A 24776-nucleotide genomic window follows, 5' to 3' on the forward strand; every position below is an offset into this window, starting at 1 on the left:
CTTTTTTGTTATTTAAAATAGTGCTGGGTTATTTAATATCTCTTTTTTCAGTTTTTCCGATAAGTCACTGGTTGCACGACTGCCAGCTAAGCCAAGGTTCGTTTTGAACTCTGAGAATTCAGCATAGCCATTTCCATCAACTTTCAAGGTTTTGATTAGATTTCCCTTGGTGTCTGTGACATTGCAGGACAGCTCGACTCTGAAAAAAGTCGGCGGCCATGTAAAGGCAGAATCTGAACTGGAGGCCGTAGTAATCACCGGGGTATAAATCAATTCGACCGCATTATCTCGAATGGCCTCTGAATCAGTCGCTGACTTGATCACGACTACATCTTGATACACTGCCCTTAATGCATCGCGTATGGCTTTTTCAGAGTCTTTGTAAGCGTAATAAGATACTTTATCGCCACCGCCGCCAGGAGTGGTCACCTGCGTATTTCTTTCAGTATCTGACAAAACATAAGCGACTTTCTTAGGCTTAAGATTGCTTTGAGGCCTGTCGGGTGTATGAGTAGGATTGATCGAAATGGGATGAGCGCATCCCGCTAATAACATCAAGCAGATAGAGATGAGTCCCAGCTTTAAAGAAGAAGATTTTCGCATTGGATTTCCCTATTTTTTAATGGCGTTTATAAATTCAGAATCGTTATAGACGTTTTTAAGAAATGTTCTGACCAAGTTAGGATATTCTCTTTGCCCAATACCTATCGCAACAGCGCCTGCAAATGAGGATTCAAATTGCGTGGTTGTGGAGTACACCTTGTCTAGTGTAACTGCCCCATTTTTTACAATGGTCAGGTTAACGCTTAATATCCCAGAGCCTTTGCTGATGCCTGAGATATCGATATCGTTTTTAAGTACTGTGGCATTTAATTTTGTGTTCGAACTGGACTCAAGAATCCCGATTTCCTTCAGGTCTGAGCGAATCGCATTTTCCAGATAAGTCGAAAATACGCCTTCGGGCGCTTTCATTGAGCTGCCTCTTAAACTGATTTTATTGACTGTTGCATTGGGGTCATTAGGCTGGAAATTGCCAACCGATAGTTTTTCTAAATTCAGCTTCTTTAAATGATCCAGTGTTTCATAATCCGGACTGTAATTGGGCGCTTGTAAGCTCGCGCAGCCAGGAAGTAGGGCCATTAACATGGCAAGGAAAAGGAATTTTTGTTTTTTCATTATTATCTCGCTTAATGTTGGATTTTATGGCGAATTGGTTCGCCATAAAATCTTAACTTAAAAAGACAAATAGTAAGATGGATTTATATAAATAACTTACTGATCCAAATAAAAAAGGCGCCTAAAGCGCCTTTTTTATTGCTGAAACTTGTTACGGCAGGACATAAGGTAATTCTTTAAAGTCTAGCGTCTGGCCTTGCCAATTGATGGCACCAGCTTCTTTGGCTTCCAGTCGGCATTCGGCCAATACCCACCAGCCATTGTTGGCAGTTGGTGCTACGCGTACCAGTTGCCCGGCTTCCTGCTGCTGGGCATCATGTAATACATCACCAGCGTGTGGCGCTTGCCCGCCTGTGAGTTGTGCCAGTAGTGTGCGACGTTTGACCTTGCCCAGATAGTGCGTGCGCGCTACGATTTCCTGGCCGGTATAGCAGCCTTTTTTAAAGTTGATGCCATTGAGCGCATCCAGATTCACCATTTGCGGTACAAATTGCTCTTTGGTTGCTGCATACACTTGTGGAATACCTGCCTGGATTTCCAGCGCTTCCCACTGCGAGGTGCTGCTTGGTGTGAAGGTGGCAGACAGTGATTGCCAACTGGTTGGTGCCTGCTCGCCAGCAACGACTAATAAAGCACGTTGTTGCGCGCCTGCATCGGTCAGACGTATCAGCGTGCCGTGAAGCGTCTGCGCTTGTTGGTATGGCGTGACAGGTAACGCTTCAATGGTTGCCGCCAGTGTGTCACTGGCCAGTCCTAAAGACACGCGTCGCTCACTGGCATCTTCCACCAGCACTTTGCTACGCAGCACGTACATGCGCAAGCGTTTGACCAAATCAGGGATCAAGTCACGCGGGCATTGCAGGTAAATGACGTCATCTATCGTGAAACTGAAGAACAGTGCCAGTAAACGGCCTTTAGGCGTGCAGTAACCATTGAATTGCGCGCCTTGGGCTAGCAGTTTAATATCGTTAGTCACTTGCCCTTGCAAAAAGGTCTGGTTGTCTGCGCCACTGATGGCAATCAGCCCCTGGCTTGAGAGGTCAAACAATTGTGCACTGGCGCCGGTGTCTGTGAATGCGGCTTCGCCCAGGGCATTGAATTGCGCGCCTTGTGAGGTCAAAAAAGATTGCCAGGCGTTTGCTGGGCTGGACATAAAAAGGGGTTCCTTCCGGGGCAGGACATGCTTGTATGGGCTGCCCGTATGATTGCGATGAAAAAAGCTATTCTATCAAGTGAAATCGGTCTGCGCCTCAGACCCTCTAAATTTTTATGGGGGTGGGGATGGCTTTTTTCAATGCTGGTGGTGTTTAGCCTTGTCTATAGCCTGCCATTGCGATGGGCTGCGTTGGCTGTATTGGTCTATATGTTGGTCTGTGTTTGGCAATGGAGGCAGTTACCCGCGACGCGCTGGCCATGGAGTGTGCAGTCATTAAGAGTCGATGTGTTTGGGCAGATGGCTTTGACGGATAAGCGTGGCCAGACCTGGTCGTTTGCCGTGTTGCCTGACTCGGTAGTACATCCGGCTTGTATCGTTTTACATCTCACGGCCTTAGTGCCGCAAGAAAACGAGCGTGTCTTGGTTAAAACACCTTCAGCGCCGATGACGCGCTTGCTTAGGCCTAAACGTTTGTTAATCCTGCCCGATCAGGCAGACACGCAAGCTTTGCAGGCCTTGCGTGTCTGGTTAAAGTGGGGGTTACGCGAATAATCGCTGGGTTAATTGAGCGAATTATTGAAAGTGATTGTCGTGCGCCACAGATTCTGCGCGTACCGAGAATTTTGAGCGGATCTGGTTGTGGTATAGATGCAGGTTCTGTTTGATTTGACGCCATGGGTGGCGACTGGCATAGGTGCCCAATACACACAGGCCCGCCAAGATGGCAAACAGCCAGCTGAGCGGTAGCGGGGCAATATCGTGGCGGGCAGGTTTCTGCGCCTTCATGGCTTGTAGCACGTTGTATGTGCTGTCGCCTTTGATATATTTTGCCCCAATCTCTTTGGTCAGGCTTTCCAGATATTCTGTCGACAATTTCGAAATGAATCTGTCGTTATCCCCATAGGCAATATTGTCATCGCGCACACCCAAGGTGCTTTCTGAAATCTGGGCAATGCCGGGCTGCATGGCAAAGCTCTCGTTAGACCAGTAACCAATCACCTGATTCTCAGGGCTGAGTTTGGGGATGGCCACGCCTTCTTCTGAGCCAATGCCGACAAACAACCACTCATCACCGCCCTGAAACTCTTCCAGGTTTTTGGTGTTAAACGCGTGCAATTTGGGCGCTTCTTCGCCGTCAGTAAAATACAGCACTTGCGCGGGCTCAGGCATGGCGCGTACCACTTTGGCCGTCACAAACAGGCTCTCGCGTACGCGGCTATTGCCTGACCAGGCCATACGCCAGTCCAGGTGTGCAATCGTATCCTGAATGGCGGCAAAGTTACTGCATACCTCAATCGGTGAATACATGGCGGCTACCGAGTTGCCGGCGAACATGCCGATACTGACCTTGGTGCCGCAGGGCAGGGAGGCGACGACTTCATGCATCATATTCTGCATATAGGCCATGCGCGTGACCTTTTTACCGTTGAGTGTCATGTCTTCGGCGTTCATACTTTGCGAAATATCTGCGATCAAAAAGTAAGCGTAGATATTATGCTTGAACGGGATACTGGGCCGCAGAATGGCGCCCAGCAAGCATAGCAGGGCCAGTCCGAGCAGGGCGGTGTCACGGTGCTTGATAAAGTGTCTTAGCCAGATCTTCATGGAGTGCCAGTCAATAATATTGAGTCAAATGATTCACGCGTTACACAACTTGTTATGGCAAGCCGTTAGGGATATTGCCCATGATCAGCCCCGGGTTGTCTGATTCGCCGACGCCCGGTGTTGGTTTTTCAGGTAGCAGGCCCAGTACGCGATCAAAGTTACGGCGCGTCCCCCAATTGCTGTTATCTGCCTTGAGGGCCGTTTTGTAAGAGGTAGCCGCTTGCGACAGCAGGTATTCGAGTTCGTCACGCGTGCTGTTGTCGTTACCGCCCGTCAGTTGGATCGCGCGCAAAAAGAACATATTGCCTACATTGTGCAAAATGGCCGCTCGTTGGGTCGGATTGGCCTGGTCTATAAGCTTGGTAAACAGCAAGGTAGACTCTTTATAGCGCTCGTTTTTGCCTAGCCAATAGGCGACAGCAAACTTTGCCTCAAAGCTTTGCTGGTCGGTTTGCGGGCTTTTGGCGGCCATCACGGCTTCGTTGAAGGCTTCTACTTGCTGTATGCGTTGCCAGCTATAAGCCATAGTGGCGAGAGATGCGACTGCCACGACCAGCAGGCCGGTTACCAGTTTATTTACGCTGAGCGCCATGTGTGTATCTCCAGATATTTAACAGCCAGCAGGAAGGCAATCATGACAAATGCAATCCAGTAACACACATTGGTGTAATCATGGCCAGGGATCTTTTCCAGGTATTGAATCGGTTTTTTCTCTTTGCTGTTAATGTCGGCAATGGCGGCTTCGAGTGATTTTGGATCCGCCGCTTCATAAGCACTAAACGGGGTGCGCAACGTCTGAAAAAACTGATACAGCAACACTTCACTCGGCATAGGGCCGGCGTAGCTACTTTCGGCGTATTTGGGGTCAAAGATGGTGACGCCGCCAGGCTGGCGCAACACAATCCAGTACAGGCCGATGTTGTAGCGTTGCAGCCAGTCACGCAGTTTTTGCTGCACCATATCGCTGACACGGCCGGCACCATCCGAAATCAGGATAATCACACGTGAGCCGGAATCCGGCACATCTTTAAATAATTCAACCGCGCTGGTTAGGCCGCCACCAATATTGGTTTGAAACAGGGAGTTGCCCGCTGTGGCCTGAATGGCGGATAGCATGGCTTCTTTGTTTTCGGTCAATGGCAACACGTACATGGCTGAGTTGCTGAATGTAATCAGCCCCATCATGTCGTTGTTACGGTGTTGTAAAAACTGGGTCATGATGCGCGCCGCGGCCACAGACTTGGTTTCGCCGACATGGCCATCTTTGTCGCCCGCAAACGGGTCGTCCATACTGGCGCTACGGTCCAGTACCAGGCCGATCTGCGCACCGATACCGGTACGCTCGATTTGCTGTTCCAGGCTATGTGGTCCGGCCAGGCCCAAAATGATAAAGACGATGCTGAGCACAGCAAGCACTTTGAGCAAAAAACCGATCATGCTGGACAGCGGATCCGGTGGCAGCAAACCTATCCATGAATAATGCTTGCTGTGCGCACGCTCCAGCAATAGCGGCAGCAGCGCCAATGGCAGCGCCCATAATAGCCAGGGATGTGTGAATGCCATTATGTTTGCACCTCTGGGCGTAAGCCGCGCTCGCAGTCACGCATGTGACGACAGAATTTTTTCAGCCATTGTTTGGGTGGCATGCCTAAGTCCAGCGGCGTTTTGGCATCGAAAAACACCTGGCGCGACAAAGCAAAAAAGCGTTCGATCTCTGGTTTAGCGACGGCGAAAGCAGGTTTTTCTTGCAGCAGTCGCTCAACGCCATTACCGAACACGCTATGGCCTGCCACTTGATGCAAGGCTTCATGCACGGTTGAAATGGCCTGCTGTAGGCCTTGCGCATCTTCAGGCAGCTTGCCGATTTTGCGGTAAGCCTTGGCAAAAGCACCTCCCATATACGGCAACCAGGTGCGTGCACCCAATATATATAGCAAAGCCAATAGGCTGGCCGCCAACACGCCTGCGGCGATGTTCAGGGCTAATTGCTCTTTGTCTGCGTGCAGTTTGAGCGGTGCGACATAAGGGCTCATTTCATTTTTGAGGTTCACTTCGCCATACACCGAAAGCGGTGAGGTGCGGAAGTTAAACGACGGCATGCGGAATTGTTTGATGTCTTTGCTGCCTTGCTGGCGCAGTTTGACAATCTCGCCTCTTAAAATGGCGGGTTTGGCGACGCGGCCGCTTTTAAACACCTGGTATTCAAGGTGGATGGTATACACGGATTGCTTGCTTTCATGCTGCTCTTTGACGTCAATCGCGGTTAACTCAATGCCCGATACCTGGCCGCGGTATCTGTGCTCATAACCAACGATAGGCAACGATTCCTTGATCAGGTCATAAGGCTGTTTGACGGTCAGTATCATGGTGCGTTGCAGCTTGTCGCCCACCACATAACCGGCATCGCGGCTGGGGTTGATTTCTTTAACGCTGACAAACTTGCTGTCTACCGAAGGCAGAACTACATCGGCGGAGGTGCTCAAGCTAGTGCAGAGCAAGGTCGATGCGAGAAATAATGACAATAAATGGTTGCGCGCTTTCATCGGTCGCTTTCCTTAGGCAGGCACATATTGGTGAAAGTAATCGGTGAGCAGGTCTGCATCAAACGTGTCTTCCACAAAAAATGGCTGCATATCAAATCTCATAAAAATATCTTCAATCGCCCGGCGTCTCGCAGCAAATGCTTCCAGGATGCGTTCACGATAGGAAGCACGCAGAAACAAGGTGCGTCGCTCGCCGGTTTCCGGGTCGTTGATACTGGTAATGCCAAATTCCGGCAACTGTTTGTATTCAGTGCTATTCCACAGAATGACAGGCACAATATGGTGGCGCAGCATCAGTAATAGCGCCTCTTCCAGTTGCTCCAGTGGCATATGAAAGTCGGATACCAGGAAGATCAACGCTCGTTCGCGTGGCAGCAGGCGCACGCTTTCAAGCAAGGCGCCGGCACCGACTTCATTCGGCAGATGGTTTTCCAGGCGGTCCGCCAGGTCGAACATGGTGTGAGGACGCAACGAGAGCGTGCTCAGCCATTCGTCATGTACATCATCATCAAAGCCGATAAATCCAACCGGATCCGTATTGCGGCTGGCGGATTGTGCCACCGAACGCGTGATATGGGCGGCGGTGACCAACTTTGTGTGCGGTGTACCATATTGCATAGAGCCTGACATATCGCACATCACAAACACCGGCGTGGCACTTTTCTGGTTGAAAATACGCACATAGACCTGTTCCATCGGGTCACGGATGGTCTGGCGAATATCGATCCGGCGCGGGTCCGGGTATGACAGCAACGTGGTGTGACCACGAAACTCCATGCCCATGCCGCGCTGATTGCTTTTATGGCGGCCTGGACGACGCGAGCGGGAACGCCAGCCAATGTGGTAGCTGAATTCCTTAATGGTTTCCATAACGTTCCAGCAACAAAAACTTAAGGCGCTGCGACGGCATTGGTAATGCCAGTCAGCAGTTCGCGTGCGATTTCGGTACGACGCATTTCGTAGACCGGGCTAAATACCAGGCGGTGTGCGATTGTTTCGTGGAACACGGCGTGAATGTCTTCTGGCACCACGGCCTGGCGATTATTGAGCCAGGCGTTGACACGGGCGGCGCGCAGCAACATGCCCATGCCACGCGGGCTGGCGCCACTTAGTACCAGGCGTTTCATATCGACATTGGATACTTTGACGCCGTAAGCCACCGGGTCTTTTGTCGCCAGCCACAAGTCCAGCGCATATTTACGCAGGGCAGGGCTGGCCTGGATATTTTCCTGGATGACCTTGGCAAAACTGTTCAACTGGTCAAATTTGAGGACATCGGCGGGCACGTTGGAAATCAACTGGTCCACATCATGAAAGCGCGTATCAAAAATCAATGATTCCATAATGTCATGTGCAGGCGGCACCACAATCGGAATTTCCATCATGAAACGGTCACGCGCTGCAGACGGGATATCAAAGGTTTCTTCACGCTCCACCTGATTGCGGTCAGCAAATACCAGCATGTGCGGGAAGTAGTGCTCTTTATTAAAGGCAGTCAACGTGCGCTCTGCCATCACGCGCAGCATCAGTGAGTGCACCTGCGGCCGGGCACGGTTGATTTCGTTAAAAAAGAAAATCGATAAATCCTGGCCAGACATCAGCAACGGGCCAGGGCTCACATGTGGTTTGCCATCTTCACCCAGATAGGTGTGATACACCAGGTCATTCGGCATCAGGTCAATCGTACCTTCAATTCGCTGGTAACCGCCGCCAATGCCGCGCGTAAAGGCGCGCAGCAAAGTGGTTTTACCCACGCCGACATCGCCTTCAAGCAACACATGGCCGCGTGCAAATACGGCAGTGGTGATCAGGCGTACTGGATTTTCCTGACCGACGACGACTTTGTTAACTTCCGACTCTAATGTGAGCGCATGAGTACGCCAATCGTTTAGTTGTTGATCTTGCATGCCTGATTTCCTGATAAGGTTGAATGTATAGATTGCGCTGAATTGTAACTAATTTGTAATTGAAAACCGCTTGATGATGCGAAATTATCCTTTAAAGCCTGATAGGCTGGTCATTATCAAGTTGTAAAATTCAGTAACAATTTAGTGAATACTACCTATATTCTTCTAAAAAGTATACAGGTCGGTATAGTTATTGGATGACAAAAAGCTTTCACTAAACGCAATTTCCGGCGAAAATATTGTTTTATACTAAAAATCTAAAAATACATGACTAGAAAAAGTAGTTTCAGCAAAGAGGATTTGTTGGCGTGCGGTCGCGGCGAAATGTTCGGCGAAGGTAACGCACAATTGCCATTACCACCAATGCTGATGTTTGACCGTATCGTAAAGATTTCTGACGAGGGTGGGAAATACGGCCAGGGCGAAATTATTGCAGAGCTCGATATTCGTCCTGATTTGTGGTTTTTTGAATGCCACTTTACTGGTGACCCGGTGATGCCTGGCTGTTTGGGCCTGGATGCCATGTGGCAACTGGTTGGCTTCTTCCTGGGTTGGAAAGGTGGTCCTGGCCGCGGCCGTGCCCTGGGTTCTGGTGAAGTGAAGTTTACCGGCCAGGTATTGCCATCAGCCAAGCTGGTGCGCTACCACATTGATTTAAAACGTGTGATCATGCGCAAGCTGGTGATGGGGATTGCCGATGCACGTATGGAAGTGGATGGCCGCGAGATTTATAATGCCAGTGATTTGCGTGTCGGTTTATTTACCAGCACGGACAATTTCTAGTCGTCTTTACAGTTTTTGAAGTGAATGGGAGGCGCAATGCGTCGCGTAGTGATTACAGGATTTGGTATCGTATCAAGTCTTGGTAATAACAAACAGGAAGTACTGGATAGCCTCAAAGCAGGCCGCTCCGGTATTACTTATCAACCTGAATATGCCGAGCGCGGTTTGCGTTCGCATGTGGCAGGCTCGATCAAAAATCTGGATGTTGAAGCCTTGATTGATCGCAAGCTGTTGCGTTTTATGGCCAAGGGTCATGCTTACGCCTGGCTGGCGATGCAGGAAGCGATTGCTGATGCAAATCTGCCGGAAGAGCTGGTTTCAAATGTACGTACCGGCCTGATCGTCGGTGCAGGTGGCACGTCTACTGAAAGTATGCTGGACGGCACCAATACACTGGCAGAAAAAGGCATTCGTCGTGTTGGCCCTTATATGGTGACTAAAACCATGAGCAGCGGAATTGCCGCTTGCCTGGCGACGGGCGCTAAAATCAAGGGTGTGAATTACGGCATCAGTTCTGCCTGTTCAACCAGTGCGCACTGTATTGGCGCGGGTGTTGAGCAAATTCAACTGGGCAAGCAGGATATCGTGTTTGCTGGCGGTGGTGAAGAAGAACACTGGACCATGAGCTATCTGTTTGATGCCATGGGTGCATTGTCGAGCAAATATAACGAAACGCCTGAAAAAGCGTCGCGTACCTACGATGCCGATCGTGATGGATTTGTGATTTCTGGCGGCGGCGGTATCGTTATACTGGAAGAGTATGAGCACGCCAAAGCACGTGGCGCACAGATCTATGCCGAAGTGATTGGTTATGGTGCAACCTCAGACGGTTACGATATGGTGGCACCAAGTGGTGAAGGCGCTGTGCGCTGCATGCAACAGGCATTGCAGGGCATTAATCCGGAAGAGATTGACTATATCAATACGCATGGCACCAGCACGCCGGTGGGCGATACCAAGGAGCTGGAAGCGATTCGTGCGGTGTTTGGTGATAACAGCAAGACAGCGATTGCCTCAACAAAATCCTTATCCGGCCACGCTTTAGGCGCAGCTGGCGTGAATGAGGCCATTTATACCTTGCTAATGATGCAACACGGTTTTATTGCGGCATCTGCCAATATTGAAACGCTGGATCCGGCAGCAGAAGGCTTGAATATCGTGCGGAGCCCGATTGCTTCTGCGCGGATTCAAACTGCATTGTCCAACAGTTTTGGTTTTGGCGGCACCAATGCCACACTGACTTTATCGACCAAGAGTCTGTAAAGTCTCTGCAAGCATTGAACAGGCAGTGTGTTGATAAAACACGCTGCCTTTCTTTTTGAGCTTTGCTTATTAACAGCCAGTGCTGTCTATGGAGACACTTAGACCGGCGGTATTGGCTGACCCTGTGGAAATAATGTATTCCAGTTTGCAGTGATTGCTATCCCTGGCGCCTTGCAGGGTATAGGTGGCGCGATTGGTATCAGACAGCGCTGGCTGCACTGAGAATTTGCCAGCATCCACTAGTTGAGACAAGCTGCCAGCGCCATCTTCATTGCCCAGCCAGCCGACCGGGTAGCCGTGACTAAAATAGATCGTATTGCCTTCGATGACGGCCGACGGTGTAGTCTGATTGCCGTCACATTGCGGGTCTGACATGCATACACCCTTGGCCATCGTCGCGACCGATAGCACATTGGCTTTGAACGATTGCAAGGCTGCCAGCCTGGCTTGTGTATCAATCTGCGAGATGCGCGCATAGGCAGTCACCGCCAGCGCTGATAGAATCAGCATGACGACGATCATTTCGATCAGCGTAAAACCAGATTGGATGCGTGAAATTTTTTTCATTGCACGCGATCTTATCGTATGCAGTCTGCGTGATTGTCAATTTTTGTCGAATGTTGCAAGTGTTAAATAAGGCTTACAAATGCGTCTTTTAAAAGGCTTCTGTCGTATAGTTTTGCTAGGGTTGTTGCTGACTCACTGTGTGAGTATGGGCGGTCGTACAGTGAAAATGAACACCGCCCAGTTACAGCAAAAACTCAATCACAAGCTGGCAAAGCCACTCACCGTGATGAAGGTGTTTCATGTCCAGCTGTCTAATGCGCTGGTTTCACTGGATCCGGCATCGGGCAGAATTCATACTTTGATGGATGCCAGTGTGCAAAGTGATTTGTTATCCAGCGTCACGACTGGCAAACTGGGTGTGTCGGGTTTGGTCAAGTTTGACCAGGCACGCAATGCGGTTGTGCTTGACCAGCCTGCCGTGGATTCCTTCAAGCTGGATGGCGCCAATAGCGAGTGGAATGGCCTGGTGCAGCAATTGGCTCAAAGTCTGAGTGGCAAATGGCTGAACCAGCTAGTGTTATATGAAGTCAAGCCCGAGGATTTAAGCTACGCGGGGCGTCAATATCAGCCAACGGATTTGCAAGTGACGGCTGATGGTTTACAGGTGACGCTCAAGCCACAGTAGTCAGGCGTTTATACGGATTCTGCCAGGTGGGATTCCAGTAGCAGCGCCGCAACCACCTTGCGGCCTTCAGCGGTCAGGATGTTGAAGGTGCGGCAGGCCGCAGCCGTGGTCATGCATTCTACGGCGATGTGCGCTGACAGGAATGCTTGTGTGTGCCGAGGGTGAATAAAACGCTGTTTATCGCCCGTACCAAGCAATACCACTTCCGGACTAAAATCCAGTATCGCAGCTAATTGCTGCGCATCCAATGTTTCCCACGCTCCCTGAAACCAGTCTGTACTTAAGGCCTGTTCGCTGACAATCACCGGCTGCGCATAGCGCTGGCGATTAATGATCACCGCGTCGCTATCGACGCCATTAATTTGATATTGCTGTTCGCTGGTATGTAGGTGTAGTTTCATAAGCTGTAATCGTGACGCGCCTGCAAATTGCCCATGATGAAAATTCCGTTTAAATCTACCGATTCAGAGTCTGGCAAAGGCCTAAGGTTCATTGATGTAGCAAGGGTTTGCAGGTAGAATGAAAGTTTTACTTTAAGAGCTTAACACACGCCAGATGTGTTTGTTAACCAGCGATGAAGCCAGTCAATAAATCCAGCAAACTCAGTAATGTCTGTTACGACATCCGCGGCCCGGTATTGCAACGCGCACGCCAGATGGAAGAGGACGGACAGCGCATTATCAAGCTGAACATCGGTAACCCGATGCCATTCGGCTTTAATGCGCCAGAAGAAATCGTTCAGGACGTGATCCACAATATGGATCACGCCTCAGGCTATACGGATTCCAAAGGTTTGTTCGCGGCGCGCAAAGCCATCATGCATTACACCCAGCAAAAGAATATTGCGGGCGTGACCATAGACGACATCATCATCGGTAACGGTGTATCCGAGCTGATTGTGATGGCCATGCAGGGCCTGCTCAATAATGGCGACCAGATTCTGGTGCCTATGCCGGATTACCCTTTATGGACGGCAGCGGTGAACCTGGCGGGCGGCACGGCGCGGCATTATGTCTGTGACGAGCAATCCGGCTGGTTGCCTGACTTGGCTGATATTGAAAACAAGATCACGGCCAACACCAAAGGCATCGTGATTATCAACCCGAATAACCCGACCGGTGCCTTATACCCCAAGGAAACACTGGAAGGCATTATCGAGATCGCGCGTCATCATGGTCTGGTGATTTTTGCTGACGAGATTTACGACAAAGTGCTGTACGACGGCAATACACATACTTCTATCGCCTCACTGGCCGATGATGTGCTGTTTGTGACCTTTAACGGCTTGTCTAAAAACTATCGTGCCTGTGGCTACCGCTCAGGCTGGATGATTATCTCCGGCGATAAAAAAGATGCCAAAGATTATATCGAAGGCCTCAATATGTTGGCCTCCATGCGCTTGTGTGCCAATGTGCCGGGGCAGTTAGCCATTCAAACTGCGCTTGGTGGTTACCAGAGTATTAACGACCTGGTGGCACCTAGCGGCCGCTTGTGCAAGCAGCGTGATTTGGCCTATGAGATGTTGACAGCCATGCCGGGTGTGACCTGTGTCAAACCGGCGGCGGCCATGTATCTGTTCCCCAAGCTGGATCCGGAGATGTATCCGATTGAAGACGACCAGCAGTTTATTCTCGATCTGTTGCTGGAAGAAAAAGTGTTGCTGGTGCAGGGCACCGGCTTTAACTGGAAAACACCTGACCATTTCAGGGTGGTTTTCTTACCCAATGTAGACGACTTGACTGAAGCCATGACGCGCATAGGCCGCTATCTGGATAGCTATCGCAAGAAGCATGCAAAATAAAGAAACATTCAAAATAAGGTAAGCGTGCGCGCAAGCCATTAATGGTGAGTATGAGTATGAAAGAATTAAAAGTAGGGTTGTTGGGCATAGGCACAGTGGGTGGCGGTACGTATACCGTGATCACGCGTAACCAGGCAGATATCGCACGCCGTCTTGGTGGCAATATCCGTATTGTGCAAGTGGCTGACCGCAATATTGAGCTGGCAAAGCAAGTGACTGGCGGCCAGGTGGCCGTGACTGACGACGCCTTCGCGGTGGTGAATAACCCGGAAATCGATGTCGTCGTGGAGTTGATCGGCGGCTACACCGTGGCTAAAGAACTGGTGTTAACCGCGATTGCCAATGGCAAGCACGTGGTGACCGCTAACAAGGCCTTGCTGGCTGTGCACGGTAATGAGATTTTTAAAGCCGCGGCTGACAAAGGCGTGATCGTCGCCTTTGAAGCGGCGGTGGCTGGTGGTATTCCTATCATCAAAGCCTTGCGTGAAGGCCTGAGCGCCAACAGGGTAGAGTGGGTGGCGGGTATTATCAATGGCACGACCAACTTTATCCTGACTGAAATGCGTGACAAAGGCCTGGCCTTTGCCGATGTGCTGAAAGAAGCGCAACGTTTGGGTTATGCCGAAGCCGACCCGACCTTTGACGTGGAAGGCATTGATGCCGCGCACAAGCTGACGATCATGGCCAGCATTGCCTTTGGCATGCCGATGCAGTTTGAGCATGCGTATACCGAAGGTATTACCAAGCTCACCATTAAAGATATTCAATATGCGCAGGAGTTGGGTTATCGCGTGAAATTACTGGGCATCAGCAAAAAAGCAGAAGCCGGTGTTGAGTTACGCGTGCATCCGACGCTGATTCCTGAAAAACGCCTGATTGCTAACGTGGATGGTGCCATGAACGCTGTTGTGGTTAAAGGCGATGCGGTTGGCCCAACCTTGTATTACGGTGCCGGTGCAGGCGCTGAGCCGACTGCCAGCGCAGTGGTGGCCGACCTGGTGGATATTGCGCGTTTGCAAGGCACCAAGGCTGAACAGCGCGTGGCTTATTTGGGCTATCAGTTAGACCAGCAGCAAGTGTTACCGATTTTGCCGATTGCCGAAGTGCATTCTGCCTACTACCTGCGCTTGCGTGCTTCTGACAAACCAGGCGTGATGGCAGATATCACCAAGGTGCTGGCGGATTTGCAGATCTCGATTGATGCCATGCTGCAAAAAGAACCTGCCGAGGGCGAGTCAGAGGCTGATATCGTGATTCTGACGCACACCACGCAAGAGAAAATCATGGATGCAGCGATTGCCAATATTGAGGCGCTGCCTGCCATCGCAGCCGGTGTGACGAAAATCCGCATGGAAGCACTGTCACGCTAATTAAGGTTTTGAGCATAGGTTAATGCAATGAAATATATCAGTACCCGCGGGCAGTCGCCTGCTTTAACATTTAGTGAAATTTTGCTGGGTGGCCTGGCACCAGACGGCGGTTTGTACCTGCCCGAGCAATATCCGCAGTTCAGTGATGCCGATCTGAACGCCATGCGCGGTATGAATTACCGTGAACTGGCCTTTGCCATCCTGTCACGCCTGGTGGATAACAGTGATATTCCGCATACAGACCTGAAGGCGATCATTGATAAAACCTATCGTGCCGAAGTCTATCAATACGCACGTGCCGGCCAAAACGCTGCAGACATCACGCCAACGCTCAAGCTGGATGATAATCTCTACCTGTTAAGCCTGTCCAACGGCCCAACATTGGCGTTTAAAGACATGGCCATGCAGTTGCTGGGTAACCTGTTTGAATACGTGTTGGCTAAAACCGGCCAGACCACCAATATCCTGGGCGCGACTTCAGGTGATACTGGTTCCGCCGCTGAATACGCCATGCGTGGCAAACAAGGCGTGCGCGTCTTTATGTTGTCGCCATACCAGAAAATGAGCCGTTTTCAGACCGCGCAGATGTTCAGCCTGCAAGACGATAATATTTTCAATATTGCTGTGAAGGGCGTGTTCGATGATGCGCAGGATATGGTGAAAGCCGTGTCCAATGACCACGCGTTCAAGGCGCAATATAAAATCGGTGCCGTGAACTCTATCAACTGGGGCCGTATTGCGGCGCAGATTGTGTACTACTTCAAAGGCTATCTGGCTGTGACCACTAGCAACAGCCAAAAGGTCAGCTTTACCGTGCCTAGCGGCAACTTCGGCAATATTTGCGCCGGACATATTGCGCGCATGATGGGGTTGCCAATTGACCAGTTAGTGGTGGCCACCAACGAAAATGATGTGCTAGACGAGTTCTTTAATACCGGTGTCTATGCACCGCGTGGCTCAGCCAATACTTACCATACTTCCAGCCCGTCCATGGATATCAGCAAAGCCTCTAACTTCGAGCGTTTTGTCTATGATTTGGTCGGCCAGGATGGCGATAAAGTGCGCGAGTTATGGTCTGCGGTGGATGCTGGCGGCAAGTTTGATTTAAATGCGCAAGGTTATTTTGCCAAGGTGGCTGGTTTTGGTTTCGTGTCTGGCCATAGCAATCACGCCAGTCGCATGCAAACCATACGCGCGACCAAGGAAAAGTATGGCGTGACGATTGATACGCACACTGCAGATGGCCTGAAAGTAGCGCTGGAGCATCGCAAAACAGATGTGCCTATGCTGGTACTGGAAACCGCGTTGCCGGCCAAGTTTGAAGATGCCATTGTCGAGGCTTTGGGCGAAGTGCCTGAGCGTCCTGCCAGCCTGGCGGGCCTGGAAGACTTGCCACAAACCTCAACGGTAATGGATGTCAGTGTCGATGCCATTAAAGCCTTTATCATCGCCAATACTTAACGCTTAGCGGGAGCCGGTCTATGCAGCAGTATCATGATTTATTGAACCACGTACTTGCGCATGGTCATGTGAAAACGGATCGTACGGGCACTGGCACCACTTCGGTTTTTGGCTACCAGATGCGCTTTAACCTGGCTGAAGGCTTCCCGCTGCTGACGACGAAAAAAGTCCATTTAAAGTCGATTATTCACGAGCTGTTATGGTTCTTGCAGGGTAGTACCAATATTGCCTACCTCAAAGAGCATGGCGTTAAAATCTGGGATGAATGGGCAGATGAACAAGGCAACCTGGGTCCCGTTTATGGCTATCAATGGCGCAACTGGCCCAAGCCGGACGGCACGCACATTGACCAGATCACACAAGTGGTTAACCAGATTAAGAACACACCCGATTCGCGCCGTTTAATTGTTTCTGCCTGGAACGTGGCGGACGTAGAGCGCATGAAGTTGCCACCGTGCCATGCGTTTTTCCAGTTCTATGTCGCTGATGGCAAACTGAGCTGCCAGTTGTATCAACGCAGTGCGGATATCTTTTTGGGCGTGCCATTCAATATCGCGTCTTATGCCTTGTTGACCATGATGGTGGCGCAGGTGTGTAACTTGCAACTCGGCGATTTTGTGCATACCCTGGGCGATGCGCATATTTACAGCAACCATATGGAGCAGGTTAAAGAGCAATTGTCGCGTACGCCGCGCGCCTTGCCAAACATGCGCATTAACCCTGAGGTGAAAGATCTTTTCGCCTTCAAGTTTGAAGATTTCAGCTTGGAAAATTACGACCCGTATCCGGCCATTAAGGCGCCAGTCGCGGTGTAGGCCAGTGGGCTGCTTGCTTATTAAACGGCTGTTTGTAGCCATTTTGTTAACAAGGTGTAATATTTTAAAAAGCTTACTGCGTTTTTGATATCCTTTTCGCGTTATGAATTCACGAAGCATGCGTCCCTAGCGCGTGTTTCGCGTTTTTCATTCATGACTTTAAACAAGGAGATCATTATGCAAATGAAAGCGTCATTATTAGCGGCCGCGTTATGCGGTGTATTATCCGGTCAAGCATTCGCCGACCACGAAACCATCAAACCAAAAGCTTACGACAGCCTGGGTAAATGCGTGAAAGCGGCATTATCCAAGCACGACGGCAAAATCGTTAAGCTTGAAGCCAAGTCTGAGCGCAAGCACTTGGTGTACGAGTTCGACGTGCAATCCAACGATGGTAAAGCTTGGGACATCGAATGCGATGCGAAAACAGGCAAAATCACTGAAGTAGAAGAAGAAGTCACTGCAGATGACGAAAGATTCAAGGCTTTGGCCAAAGTGTCTGAAGCAGATGCCAAAGCGACGGCATTGGCTGCACATCCAGGCAAAGTGGTTGAAGTTGAGTATGAGTTAGAGCCAGACGGCAAAGCTTCTTACGAATTTGACATCCTGGAAGCTGACAACGAAGAAGTTAAAGTAGAAGTGGATGCAACCACCGGCAAAATCGTGGAAACCAGCTACGAAGTGTACCAAATCGGCCAAGAGTAATCTCTGATTCCTCTGTTTGTTGCCAATGAAAAGGCACCGCAATTGCGGTGCCTTTTTTGCATGAGATCAATATGCAAGTGAGGGAGTGTCTACCCCGATACCAGCTGATATGCAGTCCGCTGGTATCGGTCCTAGTGATAGCTCACTCCCAGTTACTGTTTAGCATTTAGCATGCCACGCCGCGAACAAAATTTAACCAAATGATTGGAAAGCTTATTTTTTGTGTAAATAGGAGTTTTTCCTGAGTTTTTGGTGGTTTATATCAGCCATATTGGTTGTTATTTGGGTGTTGTGAGCCGGCAATCTCTTTGCCGGGAGCTTAAGTTTGCTGCAAAAATCGATGAATGGTCGTCAGCAGCTTTTTATATTCTCCGCGTTTGATGAGCTCGCTTTGCGCCAGCATATTGAGGAGGGATGATTGCTGTTGCTGCACATTGAGTTCGTTAATAAAATCGCTTGAAAAACCAAGGTTACTGGCCAGGTAGCATAAGTTAAACATGTCACAACACTCACCATACAAGCTGCCAAGCAATATGCTTTTGGCGTATCTGCTGGATAGTGGTTGGTTTTGTTGCACAAACGGCAAATGTGAACGCTGATCATCAATCAGCAGCAAGCGATAATCGGCCAGTTTTTGTGCAACCAGTGCCTGTTCACCTTCTATTGTCTGCGCCTCGAACAATGTCGATGTGTCGCACCATAATGCGGACACTGGGTAGTTGATGCAATATTTCTCAACTTGCTCTATAAAACCGTGTGCCTGGCCGTCTGCGATGTCAGGCAGGCGCAGTACATGTATGCCATGTTTTACCAGGCTTCTTTCCAGTTCTATGCTTGCGCGATGGTCTAATAACAGGCATCCGTCTGCCAGGCTCAGGTGATGCATTAGTGCTGCCTGCAATACAGGCCAGGTGCCACAGGTGATATGGTCAGGTGAAACCAGGTAGCGTCTTTCGTGTGCGAGCAGGTTGGCCAACATATGTTTGAGATTGAATAGGCCAGTCACGTCATAGTCGTGCGGCCGTAATTTGTGCATGTGCAAGGCCACCCGGCGAATATGGTGCACCGTGGTTTTCTGGATTAATTGATAAATACTGCTGGAGGCACTGTCGAGTTCTGGTCGCGCATGTATCAATGTGCGCGGACGCGGTGGGCCAGGTGTTTCTGAACGTGGCGTCTGCGAGACAAAGGTGCCGCGCTTGGGCTGGGTATAAATCAGCCCTTGTGCAGAAAGCTCTTCATACACCCGCGAAACCGTTTTCCGGTTGATGCCCAAACGTTGCGCGATATCGCGCGAGCTGGGCAGGGCGCTGCCGCCTAGCCAGGCACCGCCTTCTATCATGGCGCGGAAATGTTCTATGAGTTGCTGGTGGATGGAATGCGGGGAAGCTTTGTCCAATACCAGCGAGTAATGCCAGGGTCTCAGCACAGTCAGTGTCTACCTTCATAATCAAGTAAGCAGGGGCCGCCATTCACATTGGGCGACACCATTACCTGAAGGGCACACTAGGACATGGCCTTCGATTGCAAAATGATACAAAAAAAAAGCAATTCTATAAAGTTTTCGGAAAAATTCCTTATCTGGCCCATGAATAAAACCCAAAACTGGCTGGCTGTTTCGGGGGGCTATTTATATTACAGTTACAAGCGCTTAATCAAGTGACATCTATCCCTGACGGGATAATTTACAGCTCTGGAAATCCTAGTGCCAGTGGCAAACTTAAGCACAGCGCAATTTTTAATTGCAATTTGTGATGGATCCTTTTGGGATTTTTCTTCCGGAGATATAACTATGATGAAAATTAAAACTGCTTTTGGTATTGCAGCCAGCGTCGCGCTTGCCTTGCCAGCAATGGCTTATGCTGCTGCTGATCAGGAAGCTGCAATGAAAGACTCAAACAACTGGGCACATCCACGTGGTCAGCACAATAACCAGGGTTATAGCGCACTGGCACAAATCAACAAAGGCAACATCAAAAACCTGAAAATGGCCTGGACATTTGCGACCGGTGTAAACCGTGGTCACGAAGGTTCACCAGTGGTTGTGGGCAACATGATGTATATCGTGACAGCTTTCCCTAACAACGTCTATGCTTTGGATCTGAACGACAATCAAAAAATTGTTTGGTCCTATTTCCCGAAACAAGACCCAAGTGTTCAAGCAGTGCTGTGCTGTGATAACGTGACACGTGGTCTGGGTTTCGGCGATGGCAAAATCTACCTGCAACAGAACGATGGCTTGCTGGTTGCTTTGGATGCCAAAGATGGTAAAAAAGTATGGGAAGTGAAAAACACTGATCCTAAAGTTGGTGCAACTAACACTAACGCTCCACACGTAATCAAAGACAAAGTATTGACCGGTTGCTCAGGTGCTGAGTTCGGCGTACGTTGCTTTATCGCTGCATACAATGCAAAAGATGGTTCTTTGGCATGGAAAGCCTACTCAACAGGCCCGGATGCTGAAACATTGCATGACGCAAATACCAACAAAGACAATCCTTTGTACAACGCACTGTCCGTTTACCAAGACGTGAACGGTGGTAACAAAGAGGGTGGTTCTTTCAAACGCCTGTCTGCTGATCAAATCAAAGGTGGTGAAAAAGAGTTGGGTACACGTACCTGGTTGAAGCCACAAGCAATCAAAGACGGCTGGCAACATGGTGGCGGTTCCGTATGGGGCTGGTGGCCATATGATGCACGTACAAACCTGGTTTACTACGGTGCAGGTAACCCATCTGTTTGGAACCCAGACGTACGTCCAGGTGACAACAAATGGTCTATGACCGTGACTGCACGTGATCTGGATACAGGTGTCGCTAAATGGGCGATGCAAATGACGCCACACGATGAGTGGGACTATGATGGCGTAAACGAAGTGATCCTGTTCGATAAGGCTGGTAAAACCTACGCATGGCACCATGACCGTAACGGTTTTGCATACACATGGAACGCAAACACTGGTTCATTGATCGCTGCTGAAAAAGTACACCCATTTGTTAACTGGGCCAATAACGTTGACCTGAAAACAGGTGTGCCTGACAAACTGGCTGCAGCTTCTACGCACCAGGACTACAACGCTAAAGGCATTTGCCCAGCTGCTTTGGGTACTAAAGACCAACAGCCTGCTGCTTATTCTCCAAAAACAGGTTTGATGTATTCTCCACTGAACCACGTATGTATGACATACGAGCCAGTTGAGTCCAAATACGTTGCTGGTCAACCATGGGTTGGTGCGACATTGACCATGTTTGCAGGTCCAGACGGTGTGATGGGCGGTTTTGCTGCTTATGACCCAATGACCAACAAAAAAGTCTGGTACAACAAAGAGAAGTTCTCTGCCTGGAGTGGTGCCTTGACGACAGCTTCTAACATTGTGTTCTACGGTACCTTGGATCGCTGGTTCAAAGCGGTTGACGCACAAACAGGTAAAGAGCTGTGGAAATTCCAGGTTGGTTCTGGTGCGATTGGTAACGCCTTCACCTATGGCAACAAAGGTAAGCAATACGTCGGTATCTTGTCTGGTATCGGTGGTTGGGCTGGCGTTGCGATGAACTTGGGTATGACCACTGACACCGATGCACTGGGTGCTGCTGGTGGTTACAAAGAGTTGACTAAGTACAACGCTGCGCCTGGCGGCGGTGCACTGAACGTTTTCTCACTGTAATGCTACAGTAAGTTCACACGTAGCAATACGTGTGGTGAAAAAACACCCTGCTTCGGCAGGGTGTTTTTTTATTTGTGCTCAGGATGATAGAAAATAGCGGTGTGGCGTTTAGCCGTAGATTTGTACGGTGTTTTCAGCGCGGATTTGCTGGAAAATCTGCAAACGTTCAGGCGCGATGTTGCCAGACGCCAGTGCTTGTAAAATGACGCACTCCGGCTCATGGGTGTGCGTACAATTATTGAATTTACAATGGCCAATCAACGGCCGGAATTCGACAAATGCATACTCCAGGTCAGCTTCATCAATATGGTAGAGGCCAAACTCCTGTAATCCGGGTGAGTCAATAATGGCACTTTCACTGTCCAGATGATACAAATGCGTCGCCGTGGTGGTATGTTTGCCGCTATCGAGGGTGGCACTGATTTCTTGGGTTTTACTACGTGCCTCAGGTAACAGGCTGTTAATGATGGTCGACTTGCCCATGCCAGACTGGCCGACCAGCACACTGGTGTGACCACTCAGTAAAGGTTTTAGGCTGTCTACAGACTCTTTGGCATTGAGTTGCAGGGTGTGATAACCCAGCGCTGCATATTGCGCCAGCTTTTGCATGGCTTGCGGGTTAGGTAAATCACATTTGTTGAGGATAATCACTGCGCGTATGCCCGCGGCCTCAGCCGCGACCAGGCAACGATTCAGCAGGTCTTCATAGAAGCTGGGCTGGGTGGCCAATACAATCAGGATTTGCGTGACGTTAGCCGCCAGGATTTTGCTTTTGAATGCATTGCTGCGATAGAGCAGGGTATTGCGTTCTGCGGTTTTTTCGATCACGCCTTCCTTATCAGCCGTTAAGGTCACTGTGACCCTGTCGCCTGCCGCGTTATCGACTTTTTTGCCGCGGGTGACGCAACTGAGAATGCGGCCATCTGGCAATTCAACGTTATAGCGCTTGCCATAGGCAGCGACAATGAGACCTTCTTGAGACATGCTAGAAATGATAGTAGGAGTGATTTAAGTACTGTACCACTTGCTGCTCTTCATCATCAAACCATTTCAGGTTAAGCATGGTATTACAGTTGGTGACTTGGGCTTTTAGGCCATTCAGGGAGCGCACTTTACGGTAATCGCGTGTATAAATACCACTGCCATCTCCGCCATAACTGCTGGCGTGGCAACTGATACAATGTGCGTCTACCAGTTTTTTACCTGCTTGCAGCGGGCTATCCGCAGCGCTTGCGTTGAAACTGGCAAGCGCCGGGAGCAGGCTGATCAGCAGGATGTGTTTCATGCGTAAGTTTGCAGTTTGGCAATGCGCAGGCTGGCAGGTGGATGCGAGTCGTAGAACGCTGAGTGTAATGGATCAGGTGTCAGCGTAGAAGCATTGTCGCGATACAGTTTAACCAGTGCATCAATCAAAAATTGTGGCCTGGATTGTTGTGCCGCATAGTGGTCCGCCTCAAACTCGTTGGTGCGCGAATAAGCGGCTAACACCGGGCGCAAAATGAACATAAACACAGGTGAAACCAGTACAAACAGCAGCAGTGCCATATGGTTACTGGCTTCTGCCACGCCCAGGCCGGTAAAGAACCATTCTTGCTTAATCAGGTAACCCAGCAGCGCCAGGCCGAGCAGGCTGAGGCCAAACATCATGATGATGCGTTTAATCACATGCTGATGCTTGAAGTGGCCCAACTCATGTGCAAGTACGGCTTCGATTTCGTCGGCACTGAGTTTTTCCAGCAAGGTATCAAAAAACACCACGCGCTTGTTTTTGCCAAAGCCCGTGAAGTAAGCATTGCCGTGACCTGAACGTGTAGAGCCGTCCATCACAAACAAGCCCTGGCTGGCAAAACCACACTTTTGCAGCAAAGCTTCAATGCGTGCTTTCAGGGATTGATCTTGCATGGGTGTAAACTTGTTAAACAAAGGCGCAATCCAGATCGGGTACACCGCCAGCATAAACAGATTAAATGCGCTCCAGATCAGCCACAGGTAGAGCCACCACCAGTCGCCAGCCCCTTGCATCAGCCATAGCGCGATAAAGAGGATAGGGCCACCAAGCAGCAGGCCAACAATGGTATGTTTTACCAAGTCACCAAAAAACATGCCGCGTGACATTTTATTAAAGCCGAATTTTTCATCCACGTTAAAGGTCTGGATGTAGTCGAATGGCAGAGTCGCTGCGCCAGAAATTAACATGGCGGAGCAAATGACCAATGCGCCGCGAATGATCTCGTGCGCTGGTAACCATTGTTGCCAGGCCTGGTCGAGCATCTGCAATACGCCGCCCAGTGTCAGGGCCAGTAAAATAACAGATTCCACCACTGTTTCATTCAAACGTAATTTGACCTTGGCTGTGGTGTAATCAGCTGCGCGCTGATGGGCCTCCAGGCTGATGGTTTGATCGAATGCTGCGGGCACTTGTTGGCGATGTTGCTGAATATGGCGGATATGGCGTAGCCCCAGCCAGACACGGATAGCAAGGCTAACGACAATCACAGCGACAAAAATTTGAGTAAAGAGTGCGGACATGGCAATGGGTGATTTGTGAGTGGTGACGGTTAGCTATTTTGATGGATTTATATCCACCTTGTTCACTGAACTGAATATAATGTTTCATTTTAATGGAAATCATGACGAGAGGCACACAATTGGCAAGTAATCAGGACAATTTAATCTGGCTGGATATGGAAATGAGTGGTTTGCTGCCTGACACAGACCGCATTCTCGAACTGGCCGCCGTCGTCACCGATGCGCAACTGAATGTGATTGCAGAATCTCCGGTGCTGGTCGTCCATCAATCGGATGCCGTACTGGATGGCATGGACGCCTGGAACAAAGGCACACACGGCCGCAGTGGCTTGATCGATAAAGTCAAGGCGTCCACTTTGGATGAAGAGGCTGCAACCGATGCCATGCTGGCATTTTTAAAAGAGCATGTGCCTGCAGGCAAATCGCCGATGTGTGGTAATTCCATCTGTCAGGACAGGCGTTTTATGGCGCGTTATATGCCGCGTCTGGAAGCATTTTTTCACTATCGCAACCTGGATGTGAGTGTTTTCAAAGAGTTATCCCGCCGCTGGCGCCCGGATATCTATGCCGGGTTTAAAAAAGCCAGCCGTCATGAAGCATTGGCCGATATTTATGAGTCGATTGATGAGCTGAAGTATTACCGTGAACACTTTTTGAATATGACACCGCCAGCCAAGGCTGAGTAACGATTCAAAAAATCTGCATTCAGCAAAAAACACAGCGAAAAAAAAGACGCCTATTTGGCGTCTTGAGGGAGGAGAAGTTAGCTTTGGAGAAGCTTGATTAGTAATTAGCAGCTTCTGTGC

26 protein-coding genes are annotated in these 24776 nt (G+C 49.8%); 11 read left to right on the plus strand and 15 right to left on the minus strand.

The window, feature by feature from the left end; all coding sequences use genetic code 11:
- Positions 1–12 precede the first annotated feature (12 nt).
- The 3 genes from MET42_RS14340 to MET42_RS0106540 form a co-directional block, all read right to left on the minus strand.
- Positions 13–603 carry a hypothetical protein gene (locus MET42_RS14340; RefSeq protein WP_232411360.1) on the minus strand — a complete coding sequence of 197 codons (591 nt, stop codon included), beginning with the start codon at positions 601–603 and terminating at the stop codon, positions 13–15.
- 9 nt (positions 604–612) lie between these two features.
- Positions 613–1176: a hypothetical protein gene (locus tag MET42_RS0106535; RefSeq protein WP_019882047.1), complete on the minus strand. Its 564-nt coding sequence runs from the start codon at positions 1174–1176 to the stop codon at positions 613–615.
- A gap of 151 nt (positions 1177–1327) precedes the next feature.
- Positions 1328–2329, minus strand: coding sequence for a folate-binding protein YgfZ (locus tag MET42_RS0106540; RefSeq protein WP_019882048.1), 1002 nt, complete (start codon positions 2327–2329; stop codon positions 1328–1330).
- A 141-nt stretch (positions 2330–2470) separates the two neighbouring features.
- On the opposite strand from MET42_RS0106540, the gene MET42_RS0106545 reads away from it, so the two are divergent.
- Positions 2471–2884: a hypothetical protein gene (locus tag MET42_RS0106545; protein WP_019882049.1), complete on the plus strand. Its 414-nt coding sequence runs from the start codon at positions 2471–2473 to the stop codon at positions 2882–2884.
- A 21-nt stretch (positions 2885–2905) separates the two neighbouring features.
- Here the strand turns inward: MET42_RS0106545 and MET42_RS0106550 are convergent, their stop codons facing one another.
- The 6 genes from MET42_RS0106550 to MET42_RS0106575 are packed head-to-tail and all read right to left on the minus strand — an operon-like array spanning position 2906 to position 8387.
- On the minus strand, positions 2906–3937 hold the full coding sequence (locus MET42_RS0106550; RefSeq protein ID WP_019882050.1) for a VWA domain-containing protein: 1032 nt from the start codon (positions 3935–3937) through the stop codon (positions 2906–2908).
- Positions 3938–3989: 52 nt separating this feature from the next.
- Positions 3990–4529, minus strand: coding sequence for a hypothetical protein (locus tag MET42_RS0106555; protein WP_019882051.1), 540 nt, complete (start codon positions 4527–4529; stop codon positions 3990–3992).
- On the minus strand, positions 4514–5500 hold the full coding sequence (locus tag MET42_RS0106560; protein ID WP_019882053.1) for a VWA domain-containing protein: 987 nt from the start codon (positions 5498–5500) through the stop codon (positions 4514–4516). Before MET42_RS0106560 ends, MET42_RS0106555 begins: the two co-directional genes overlap by 16 nt.
- Positions 5500–6480 (minus strand): hypothetical protein, encoded by a 981-nt coding sequence (locus tag MET42_RS0106565; RefSeq protein WP_019882055.1) that lies wholly within the window; start codon positions 6478–6480, stop codon positions 5500–5502. The genes MET42_RS0106560 and MET42_RS0106565 overlap by 1 nt, the downstream gene beginning before the upstream one ends.
- 12 nt (positions 6481–6492) lie before the next feature.
- Positions 6493–7350: a DUF58 domain-containing protein gene (locus MET42_RS0106570; protein ID WP_019882056.1), complete on the minus strand. Its 858-nt coding sequence runs from the start codon at positions 7348–7350 to the stop codon at positions 6493–6495.
- A 20-nt stretch (positions 7351–7370) separates the two neighbouring features.
- On the minus strand, positions 7371–8387 hold the full coding sequence (locus tag MET42_RS0106575) for a MoxR family ATPase (protein WP_019882057.1): 1017 nt from the start codon (positions 8385–8387) through the stop codon (positions 7371–7373).
- 267 nt (positions 8388–8654) lie between these two features.
- Between MET42_RS0106575 and fabA the strand changes: the two genes are divergently transcribed.
- Together fabA and fabB are read left to right on the plus strand one after the other, a co-directional pair.
- Positions 8655–9170: a 3-hydroxyacyl-[acyl-carrier-protein] dehydratase FabA gene (fabA, locus tag MET42_RS0106580; protein ID WP_024929930.1), complete on the plus strand. Its 516-nt coding sequence runs from the start codon at positions 8655–8657 to the stop codon at positions 9168–9170.
- A 36-nt stretch (positions 9171–9206) separates the two neighbouring features.
- A complete protein-coding gene (fabB, locus tag MET42_RS0106585; RefSeq protein ID WP_019882059.1) occupies positions 9207–10433 on the plus strand; it encodes a beta-ketoacyl-ACP synthase I in 1227 nt (408 codons plus the stop codon).
- Between the two features lie 69 nt (positions 10434–10502).
- Here the strand turns inward: fabB and MET42_RS0106590 are convergent, their stop codons facing one another.
- Complete coding sequence (locus tag MET42_RS0106590) at positions 10503–11000, minus strand: type II secretion system protein (protein ID WP_019882060.1); 498 nt, start codon at positions 10998–11000, stop codon at positions 10503–10505.
- Between the two features lie 79 nt (positions 11001–11079).
- On the opposite strand from MET42_RS0106590, the gene MET42_RS0106595 reads away from it, so the two are divergent.
- On the plus strand, positions 11080–11625 hold the full coding sequence (locus MET42_RS0106595) for a DUF1439 domain-containing protein (RefSeq protein ID WP_232411362.1): 546 nt from the start codon (positions 11080–11082) through the stop codon (positions 11623–11625).
- 8 nt (positions 11626–11633) lie between these two features.
- On the opposite strand, the gene MET42_RS0106600 is transcribed toward MET42_RS0106595, so the two are convergent.
- Entirely contained in the window at positions 11634–12026 is a 393-nt protein-coding gene (locus MET42_RS0106600) for an Mth938-like domain-containing protein (RefSeq protein WP_019882062.1), read from the minus strand.
- A 173-nt stretch (positions 12027–12199) separates the two neighbouring features.
- Between MET42_RS0106600 and MET42_RS0106605 the strand changes: the two genes are divergently transcribed.
- From MET42_RS0106605 to MET42_RS0106625, 5 genes are all read left to right on the plus strand, one after another.
- Positions 12200–13426, plus strand: coding sequence for a pyridoxal phosphate-dependent aminotransferase (locus tag MET42_RS0106605; protein ID WP_019882063.1), 1227 nt, complete (start codon positions 12200–12202; stop codon positions 13424–13426).
- 56 nt (positions 13427–13482) lie between these two features.
- Complete coding sequence (locus MET42_RS0106610) at positions 13483–14796, plus strand: homoserine dehydrogenase (RefSeq protein ID WP_019882064.1); 1314 nt, start codon at positions 13483–13485, stop codon at positions 14794–14796.
- A gap of 27 nt (positions 14797–14823) precedes the next feature.
- Positions 14824–16257 carry a threonine synthase gene (gene thrC, locus MET42_RS0106615; RefSeq protein ID WP_019882065.1) on the plus strand — a complete coding sequence of 478 codons (1434 nt, stop codon included), beginning with the start codon at positions 14824–14826 and terminating at the stop codon, positions 16255–16257.
- Positions 16258–16277: 20 nt separating this feature from the next.
- On the plus strand, positions 16278–17072 hold the full coding sequence (locus MET42_RS0106620; RefSeq protein WP_019882067.1) for a thymidylate synthase: 795 nt from the start codon (positions 16278–16280) through the stop codon (positions 17070–17072).
- Positions 17073–17249: 177 nt separating this feature from the next.
- The gene (locus MET42_RS0106625) at positions 17250–17777 is read left to right on the plus strand and encodes a PepSY domain-containing protein (protein WP_019882068.1); all 528 of its coding nucleotides are present in this window, start codon (positions 17250–17252) and stop codon (positions 17775–17777) included.
- Positions 17778–18096: 319 nt separating this feature from the next.
- Here the strand turns inward: MET42_RS0106625 and MET42_RS0106630 are convergent, their stop codons facing one another.
- Entirely contained in the window at positions 18097–19206 is a 1110-nt protein-coding gene (locus MET42_RS0106630; protein WP_232411364.1) for a GntR family transcriptional regulator, read from the minus strand.
- 363 nt (positions 19207–19569) lie between these two features.
- On the opposite strand from MET42_RS0106630, the gene MET42_RS0106640 reads away from it, so the two are divergent.
- Positions 19570–21441, plus strand: a complete 1872-nt coding sequence (locus MET42_RS0106640; RefSeq protein WP_019882071.1) for a PQQ-binding-like beta-propeller repeat protein — start codon at positions 19570–19572, stop codon at positions 21439–21441.
- Between the two features lie 108 nt (positions 21442–21549).
- Here MET42_RS0106640 and rsgA read toward each other — a convergent pair whose 3' ends face one another.
- The 3 genes from rsgA to MET42_RS0106655 are packed head-to-tail and all read right to left on the minus strand — an operon-like array spanning position 21550 to position 23970.
- Positions 21550–22425 carry a ribosome small subunit-dependent GTPase A gene (gene rsgA / locus MET42_RS0106645; protein ID WP_019882072.1) on the minus strand — a complete coding sequence of 292 codons (876 nt, stop codon included), beginning with the start codon at positions 22423–22425 and terminating at the stop codon, positions 21550–21552.
- 1 nt (position 22426) lies between these two features.
- The gene (locus tag MET42_RS0106650) at positions 22427–22726 is read right to left on the minus strand and encodes a cytochrome c (RefSeq protein ID WP_019882073.1); all 300 of its coding nucleotides are present in this window, start codon (positions 22724–22726) and stop codon (positions 22427–22429) included.
- On the minus strand, positions 22723–23970 hold the full coding sequence (locus MET42_RS0106655) for a M48 family metallopeptidase (RefSeq protein ID WP_019882074.1): 1248 nt from the start codon (positions 23968–23970) through the stop codon (positions 22723–22725). Before MET42_RS0106655 ends, MET42_RS0106650 begins: the two co-directional genes overlap by 4 nt.
- A gap of 101 nt (positions 23971–24071) precedes the next feature.
- On the opposite strand from MET42_RS0106655, the gene orn reads away from it, so the two are divergent.
- A complete protein-coding gene (gene orn / locus MET42_RS0106660) occupies positions 24072–24656 on the plus strand; it encodes an oligoribonuclease (protein ID WP_019882075.1) in 585 nt (194 codons plus the stop codon).
- The last annotated feature ends 120 nt before the right edge of the window (positions 24657–24776 follow it).

Origin of the sequence: Methylophilus sp. 42 (assembly GCF_000384155.1) — a bacterium.
Lineage (GTDB): Bacteria > Pseudomonadota > Gammaproteobacteria > Burkholderiales > Methylophilaceae > Methylophilus.

Excerpts from the sequence above, each read along its gene's own strand:
- MET42_RS14340 (WP_232411360.1), bottom strand. The coding sequence starts at position 603 with ATGCGAAAATCTTCTTCTTTAAAGCTGGGACTCATCTCTATCTGCTTG.
- MET42_RS0106535 (WP_019882047.1), bottom strand. The coding sequence starts at position 1,176 with ATGAAAAAACAAAAATTCCTTTTCCTTGCCATGTTAATGGCCCTACTT.
- MET42_RS0106540 (WP_019882048.1), bottom strand. The coding sequence starts at position 2,329 with ATGTCCAGCCCAGCAAACGCCTGGCAATCTTTTTTGACCTCACAAGGC.
- MET42_RS0106545 (WP_019882049.1), top strand. The coding sequence starts at position 2,471 with ATGCTGGTGGTGTTTAGCCTTGTCTATAGCCTGCCATTGCGATGGGCT.
- MET42_RS0106550 (WP_019882050.1), bottom strand. The coding sequence starts at position 3,937 with ATGAAGATCTGGCTAAGACACTTTATCAAGCACCGTGACACCGCCCTG.
- MET42_RS0106555 (WP_019882051.1), bottom strand. The coding sequence starts at position 4,529 with ATGGCGCTCAGCGTAAATAAACTGGTAACCGGCCTGCTGGTCGTGGCA.
- MET42_RS0106560 (WP_019882053.1), bottom strand. The coding sequence starts at position 5,500 with ATGGCATTCACACATCCCTGGCTATTATGGGCGCTGCCATTGGCGCTG.
- MET42_RS0106565 (WP_019882055.1), bottom strand. The coding sequence starts at position 6,480 with ATGAAAGCGCGCAACCATTTATTGTCATTATTTCTCGCATCGACCTTG.
- MET42_RS0106570 (WP_019882056.1), bottom strand. The coding sequence starts at position 7,350 with ATGGAAACCATTAAGGAATTCAGCTACCACATTGGCTGGCGTTCCCGC.
- MET42_RS0106575 (WP_019882057.1), bottom strand. The coding sequence starts at position 8,387 with ATGCAAGATCAACAACTAAACGATTGGCGTACTCATGCGCTCACATTA.
- fabA (WP_024929930.1), top strand. The coding sequence starts at position 8,655 with ATGACTAGAAAAAGTAGTTTCAGCAAAGAGGATTTGTTGGCGTGCGGT.
- fabB (WP_019882059.1), top strand. The coding sequence starts at position 9,207 with ATGCGTCGCGTAGTGATTACAGGATTTGGTATCGTATCAAGTCTTGGT.
- MET42_RS0106590 (WP_019882060.1), bottom strand. The coding sequence starts at position 11,000 with ATGAAAAAAATTTCACGCATCCAATCTGGTTTTACGCTGATCGAAATG.
- MET42_RS0106595 (WP_232411362.1), top strand. The coding sequence starts at position 11,080 with ATGCGTCTTTTAAAAGGCTTCTGTCGTATAGTTTTGCTAGGGTTGTTG.
- MET42_RS0106600 (WP_019882062.1), bottom strand. The coding sequence starts at position 12,026 with ATGAAACTACACCTACATACCAGCGAACAGCAATATCAAATTAATGGC.
- MET42_RS0106605 (WP_019882063.1), top strand. The coding sequence starts at position 12,200 with ATGAAGCCAGTCAATAAATCCAGCAAACTCAGTAATGTCTGTTACGAC.
- MET42_RS0106610 (WP_019882064.1), top strand. The coding sequence starts at position 13,483 with ATGAAAGAATTAAAAGTAGGGTTGTTGGGCATAGGCACAGTGGGTGGC.
- thrC (WP_019882065.1), top strand. The coding sequence starts at position 14,824 with ATGAAATATATCAGTACCCGCGGGCAGTCGCCTGCTTTAACATTTAGT.
- MET42_RS0106620 (WP_019882067.1), top strand. The coding sequence starts at position 16,278 with ATGCAGCAGTATCATGATTTATTGAACCACGTACTTGCGCATGGTCAT.
- MET42_RS0106625 (WP_019882068.1), top strand. The coding sequence starts at position 17,250 with ATGCAAATGAAAGCGTCATTATTAGCGGCCGCGTTATGCGGTGTATTA.
- MET42_RS0106640 (WP_019882071.1), top strand. The coding sequence starts at position 19,570 with ATGATGAAAATTAAAACTGCTTTTGGTATTGCAGCCAGCGTCGCGCTT.
- rsgA (WP_019882072.1), bottom strand. The coding sequence starts at position 22,425 with ATGTCTCAAGAAGGTCTCATTGTCGCTGCCTATGGCAAGCGCTATAAC.
- MET42_RS0106650 (WP_019882073.1), bottom strand. The coding sequence starts at position 22,726 with ATGAAACACATCCTGCTGATCAGCCTGCTCCCGGCGCTTGCCAGTTTC.
- MET42_RS0106655 (WP_019882074.1), bottom strand. The coding sequence starts at position 23,970 with ATGTCCGCACTCTTTACTCAAATTTTTGTCGCTGTGATTGTCGTTAGC.
- orn (WP_019882075.1), top strand. The coding sequence starts at position 24,072 with ATGACGAGAGGCACACAATTGGCAAGTAATCAGGACAATTTAATCTGG.